This is a genomic window from Peribacillus sp. NPDC096540 (assembly GCF_050278525.1).
Classification (GTDB): Bacteria; Bacillota; Bacilli; order Bacillales; family DSM-1321; genus Peribacillus.
On the sequence record NZ_JBNNTG010000034.1, the window covers coordinates 41,024 to 47,754 of the forward strand.

General features: G+C 40.3%; 5 protein-coding genes and 1 rRNA gene. All 6 read right to left on the bottom strand.

Annotated features, from left to right (window positions below):
- Window positions 1–1,389, bottom strand: coding sequence for a DNA repair protein RadA (gene radA, locus ACQKMR_RS23005; RefSeq protein WP_427699362.1), 1,389 nt, complete (start codon window positions 1,387–1,389; stop codon window positions 1–3).
- A 235-nt stretch (window positions 1,390–1,624) separates the two neighbouring features.
- Window positions 1,625–4,066: an ATP-dependent protease ATP-binding subunit ClpC gene (gene clpC / locus ACQKMR_RS23010; protein ID WP_427699363.1), complete on the bottom strand. Its 2,442-nt coding sequence runs from the start codon at window positions 4,064–4,066 to the stop codon at window positions 1,625–1,627.
- A gap of 118 nt (window positions 4,067–4,184) precedes the next feature.
- Window positions 4,185–5,261: a protein arginine kinase gene (locus tag ACQKMR_RS23015; RefSeq protein ID WP_427699364.1), complete on the bottom strand. Its 1,077-nt coding sequence runs from the start codon at window positions 5,259–5,261 to the stop codon at window positions 4,185–4,187.
- Entirely contained in the window at window positions 5,258–5,806 is a 549-nt protein-coding gene (locus tag ACQKMR_RS23020) for a UvrB/UvrC motif-containing protein (protein ID WP_427699365.1), read from the bottom strand. Before ACQKMR_RS23020 ends, ACQKMR_RS23015 begins: the two co-directional genes overlap by 4 nt.
- A 20-nt stretch (window positions 5,807–5,826) precedes the next feature.
- Window positions 5,827–6,288, bottom strand: a complete 462-nt coding sequence (locus tag ACQKMR_RS23025; protein ID WP_427699366.1) for a CtsR family transcriptional regulator — start codon at window positions 6,286–6,288, stop codon at window positions 5,827–5,829.
- A 353-nt stretch (window positions 6,289–6,641) separates the two neighbouring features.
- Window positions 6,642–6,731 (bottom strand): 5S ribosomal RNA (rrf, locus tag ACQKMR_RS23030); the annotation flags it as partial.

Below are 6,731 nucleotides of genomic sequence, written 5' to 3' on the forward strand. Positions count from 1 at the left end.
TTACCCTCCTAACGAATGTTGAAGAGCCTCCGAAACCGATGAAACCCCAACAATCTTAATGCCCTTTGGAACGGTCCATCCACCTATATTATTAGCTGGTATAATGACCCGTTCAAACCCTAGCTTTGCTGCTTCCTGTACTCGTTGTTCAATCCGGGACACCCTTCTTACTTCCCCTGTTAACCCAACTTCTCCAATGATGCAATCGGCGGGATTTGTTGGTTTATCACGAAAGCTTGAGGCGATGCTAATTGCCACAGCCAGATCAATTGCAGGTTCATCCAGCTTGACACCTCCAGCAACCTTTAGGTAAGCATCTTGGTTTTGTAGCAACAAACCCACTCTCTTTTCCAAGACAGCCATTAAAAGCGAAACCCGATTGTGGTCAATCCCCGTAGCCATTCGCCTTGGATTACCAAAACTCGTCGGTGAAATTAATGCCTGAATTTCGACGAGCACCGGTCTTGTTCCTTCCATTGACGCAACAACGGTAGATCCTGAAGCTCCTTGTGATCGTTCCTCAAGGAAAATTTCCGAGGGATTTGCTACTTCTTCTAGACCATGTTCCTTCATTTCAAAAATACCCATCTCATTTGTCGAACCAAAGCGGTTTTTGACCGCGCGTATAATTCGATATGTATGGTGTCTTTCTCCTTCAAAATATAAAACAGTGTCTACCATATGCTCAAGCAAACGTGGTCCTGCAATCGCCCCTTCTTTCGTAACATGCCCGACGATAAAGATAGCAATTCCATTCGTCTTCGCAATACGCATGAGTGACGCCGTACATTCCCTCACTTGTGAAACACTTCCCGGGGCGGACGTAACTTCCGAATGGTACACCGTTTGAATTGAATCAATAATAACTAAATCTGGATTTACCTCTTGAATTGCTTGCTGAATATAATCCATATCCGTTTCTGCATAAACGAATAGATTTTCTGACATAACTCCAAGCCGGTCCGCTCTCAATTTGGTTTGTTTAACTGATTCTTCGCCTGAAATATACAGCACTTTTTTCTGTTTATGTGCCAACTGTGAAGATACTTGCAAAAGTAGTGTTGATTTACCAATACCCGGATCACCGCCAATCAACACGAGTGACCCCTGCACAATCCCACCACCAAGCGCACGATTCAATTCCATTAAATCCGTCTTAATCCGAGGTTCCTTGTCTGACTGAATAGTAGTAATAGGTGCTGCCTTCTCACGTTCCCCGGAACCTCTAACCTCTGAATGAGTAAAAGCTCCTTTTCTAGCCGGTTTAACAATTTCGGTTTCCTCGACCATCTTATTCCATTCTCCACAGCCCGGGCATTTTCCCATCCACTTCGCCGATTCATACCCACAAGACTGACACATAAACTTCGTTTTCTTTTTTGCAGCCATAATTACTCCTCTTCCTATTTGAAAAAATACCTATATAAAGGATATTATATCTCGGTTTTATTTAAACCTTTTTTAATGATAAGTTTTTTAAAAAATTACGTTACACCCATATTTCCTTTTTCCCCAACAGATATTATTTGCTAAAAAAAATTTAAATATGAACATTTCTACCTATGAATAAAAAACAGAGGTACACTGCAAAAAATCTGCGTGTACCTCGAAGTTTAGAATCAGATTATTCACTTACGTTAACAGGCTCGCCTTGTCGGATTGCAAACTCATTATTCACAACGTCCATCACGACCGTTTGCCCTTTTTTCACATTACCTTTAAGCAACTCTTCGGACAAATAATCTTCTACATGTTTCTGAAGCGCTCTACGGATTGGACGTGCCCCGTATTCAGGATCAAAGCCCTCCGTAGCAATTTTTTCTCTTGCCGCATCTGTCAGCTCCAAGTATATTTCCTGTTCTTTCAAACGGGTAGTCAGCTGATTAGACATTAAGGTAACAATTTGTTTCAAGTGATCTTTCTCTAACGAGTGGAACACGATGGTCTCATCAATACGATTCAGGAATTCTGGGCGGAAGGCACGTTTAAGTTCTTCCATCACTTTCCCTTTCATATTTTTGTAGTCCTGGCCAGTGTCCTGGATGTTAAAGCCGACATACTTATCAATTTTTAATGCAGAGGCCCCAACATTTGATGTCATAATCAGAATCGTATTCCTAAAATCGACAGTACGGCCTTTAGAGTCTGTCAGCCTTCCGTCTTCTAGTACTTGAAGAAGAATATTAAAAACATCTGGATGTGCCTTTTCAATTTCATCAAGCAGAACGACGGAATATGGTTTTCTCCGCACTTTTTCTGTTAACTGTCCGCCTTCTTCATATCCCACATATCCTGGAGGGGATCCAACAAGACGTGAAGTTGAATGTTTCTCCATATATTCAGACATATCAATCCTTATCATAGCATCTTCATCACCAAAGATGGATTCAGCTAGAGCACGGGCAAGCTCGGTTTTACCAACTCCTGTAGGCCCCAAGAAGATGAATGAACCGATTGGACGCTTAGGATCTTTCAATCCTGCTCTTGCACGTCGTACCGCTTTAGAGACCGCTATGACGGCTTCTTCCTGCCCAATTACACGATCATGGAGAATTGATTCCATTTTAAGCAGTTTATCAGACTCAGTTTGTGCCAGTTTAGTTACCGGAACTCCCGTCCAGCTGGATACGACATGGGCAATATCATCCACTGTCACTTCACTGTTCTCTTGCCCTTGTTTTTCTTTCCATGTTTTCTTCGTTTCTTCCAATTGTTCTCTTAAACGTTGTTCTGTATCGCGAAGTGAAGCAGCTTTTTCAAACTCCTGACTTTGAACGGAAGCGTCCTTTTCCTTACGAACATCATCTAGTTTCACTTCAAGTTCTTTTAAGTTTGGTGGTGTTGTATATGAGCGTAACCGTACTTTTGAACCTGCTTCATCAATCAGGTCAATCGCTTTATCCGGTAAGAAGCGATCGGAAATATAACGATCAGATAATTTAACTGCTGCGTCAATAGCTTCATCCGTAATTGAAACGCGGTGATGGGCTTCATACCGGTCACGTAAACCCTTCAATATTTGAATGGACTCTTCTATTGTTGGCTCGTCGACTTGAATTGGTTGAAAACGGCGTTCGAGCGCAGCGTCTTTTTCGATATATTTACGGTACTCATCCAAAGTCGTTGCACCGATACATTGTAATTCACCACGGGCCAATGAAGGTTTAAGGATATTGGAAGCATCAATGGCACCTTCTGCCCCGCCAGCACCAATCAATGTGTGCAACTCATCGATGAATAAGATGATATTGCCTGCCTGACGAATTTCGTCCATCACTTTCTTTAAACGGTCCTCAAACTCACCACGATATTTCGTTCCAGCTACAACAGTACCCATATCAAGTGTCATAACGCGTTTATCACGCAGGATTTCAGGTACCTCATTATTAATGATCTGTTGGGCAAGACCTTCAGCGATGGCTGTTTTACCAACCCCAGGTTCACCGATTAATACTGGGTTATTTTTTGTACGACGGCTTAATACCTCAATGACACGCTGTATTTCTTTACTTCTTCCGATAACAGGATCCAGGCTGCCTTCACGAGCAATCGCCGTTAAATCTCGGGCAAGACTATCCAAAGTTGGTGTGCTTGCATTTGAGGCTGTTGATCCCTGATGTCCACCTGATTCATTACTGCCTAACAGCTGTAATACCTGTTGGCGTGCTTTATTCAAGCTTACTCCAAGATTATTCAGTACTCGGGCTGCAACACCTTCGCCTTCTCGTATTAGACCAAGAAGTACATGCTCTGTCCCGACATATGAATGACCTAATTTTCTAGCTTCATCCATAGAAAGCTCAATGACTTTTTTAGCTCTTGGAGTATAGTGTATTGTTTGGGCAGTATCCTGTCCACGGCCAATTAGGTTTTCTACTTCTTTCTGAATTTTTTCCGCTCCTAAACCAAGGGCGTATAATGCTTTAGCAGCAATACCATCGCCTTCTCGAACCAGGCCTAATAAAATATGCTCTGTACCAATATTATTATGTCCTAAACGGATTGCTTCTTCTTGGGCTAATGCTAATACTTTCTGGGCTCTTTCAGTAAAACGACCAAACATCATAGGGAATTCCTCCTTAAGAATTTTCGTTTTGAGTAAAGCTACTCTAAGTAACGGCAGAGGCTTCATTGCACAACATTTATTACATAAATATAGGTACTCACTCAGAGGTAATTAACCTCTATGAGGAGGAAGTTTCCGTGAAGTTTAAGCGTTCTCGAATGAGTGCTGCTCTACGGATATCCCTTTCATGGGATCTTAATGGGCCACCTGCGTATTTTTGTAAAAATCCCGACTGAGTTAATATCATCAACTCATTTAGAATGCTTTTAGAAATATTTTTTATATACCCAAGATCTATACCTAACCTAACATCGGAGATACAGGTAGTTGCTTCTTTAGTCTCAATGACTCGAGCATTAGACAAAATCCCATAAGAACGGTAAACTCTATCTTCTAATTGTATGTGAGAGGTCTTCACTAATGCATCCCTTGCTGACCTTTCCTGGGCAATGATTTGTTGAACTACACTCGTTAGATCTTCCACAATGTCTCTTTCAGACTTTCCGAGAGTAATTTGATTAGAGATTTGAAAGATATTCCCTAACGCTTGACTGCCCTCTCCATAAATCCCTCGAACTACCAAACCTAATTGATTGATAGCCGGTATAATATGATTCATCTGCTGTGTAAGGACTAGGCCTGGCAGATGCATCATGACCGAAGCCCTTAATCCCGTTCCCACATTAGTTGGACAACTAGTCAAGTATCCTCTTTCTTCATCATATGCATAGTCTATGGATTCTTCAATCCAATCGTCAAGAACATTTGCGAGCTTTAACGTTTCTTTTAGCTGCAGACCAGACATTAAACACTGAATACGGAGATGATCCTCTTCATTGATCATGATACTTATTTCTTCATTTTCCGAAAGAAGACATGCTCCTTTTGCTGATTCATCAACTAAATGAGGACTGATTAAATGTTTTTCAACGAGAACACGCTTTTCTAGTGGTTGTATCTGGTCAATCTCTACAAGTTCAAGTTTGCCAATCTCCGGGGTAACTTCCTCTTCAATTCTTTTTTTTACTAATTCAATGATTTCTTTAGCTTCTTCGTTAGAAAAGGAGGTAGGAAAGGTAAAATCTTTGAAATTCCTGGCCAACCGAATTCTAGAACTTAATACAATATCAATTTCAGGTCCTTCGGCACTCATCCAGGAACTCAAGGCGTTTTCTACAAACTTTTCTAAACTCATAATTCTTCGCCTCCCTCTTGTGCTTCATACCTTTTTTCAAGGGAACGAACCTTATCTCTTACTTCTGCTGCTTTCTCAAATTCTTCTTGATTGATGTGAACCTTTAAAACCTCTTTCAAATCTGAAATTTGTTTACGAAGATAAATGGTGCCACCAATCCTTTTTGGTATTTTACCTATATGTGCAGTGTTGCCGCTATGAACCCTCTTTAAAATCGGATTTAATTGATCATTGAAAGTTTTATAACATTCAGCACATCCAAATTTACCTAGGTGGACAAACTCTTTATAGGATCGATGACAATGAGGGCAGCGCTTCTCTTCTGTCTTAGGAAATGCATTTGCCTTCGTCTGTTGAATATTCGACTCCATATTCAACAATCCTGCTAACAAATTATTTATTGAAAAACCATGTCCTGCATCCATAGCCATTTCACCTTTTTCCTGGGCACATTTCTTACAAAACATAACCTCTGTTTTTTTTCCATTAATGATCTTGGTGAAGTGCAGGGTAGCAGGCCTTTGATGACATTCTTGGCAAATCATGTTCATCACCTCTGCCAGTTTCATTTATATTTTAAAGTTGTAAGCATCGCAGTTAAAATCCTTGCCCTAAGCTCATCTCGGTCGGGTAAGTCTATATAAATCACCGATCTATCAATGACGCTCATCATGATTTTGGCTTCTCTTTCATTAATAACTTCTTCACCCATAAGCCGAGAAATAACACCTTCAGCCATCGATTGAGTTACCCTAGAACCAATAAGGGATAATAATTGGTTAATAAGATGCACGTAATCCTGCGATTTCACTTTCATGATCCGTATATAACCGCCGCCTCCACGCTTACTCTCTACAACATAACCTCTTTCGATTGTAAACCTGGTATTAATTACGTAATTGATTTGAGAAGGAACACACTGAAATTTATCTGCTATTTCACTTCTTTTAATTTCTAAGATATCTTTCTGACTTATTTCTAGTACTTGTTTCAAATAAGTTTCGATAATATCAGATATGTTTCTCACTCAGCCTCCTCCAATCTGACTTTGACTATATTTGACTATTATTATACAAGGAAAAATGCATTTTGCAACTTAAATGCACTCGTTTTAATGTATTATCCATTTTCTCCAAATTATATGTACTTACATACCCTAATGCACACTAAAATTTAAATATCTTAGATAAATACCCTAAACAGTTAAACACAAAACCGATTTATAGTAGAATATTCTATTACGTGTTTTAATTCTCCTGCCGAATCCAAACAACTGATCAAACACAAAGAAGACCAACATCTTTGCTGATCTTTGAGTTGCTATCTATTTGTAAAATCAAACAAAAAAAGACCAGCCAGATTGGCTGATCTTTTTAAATGGCTTGGCGGCGTCCTACTCTCACAGGGGGAAACCCCCAACTACCATCGGCGCTGAAGAGCTTAACTGCCGTGTTCGGAATGGGAACGGGT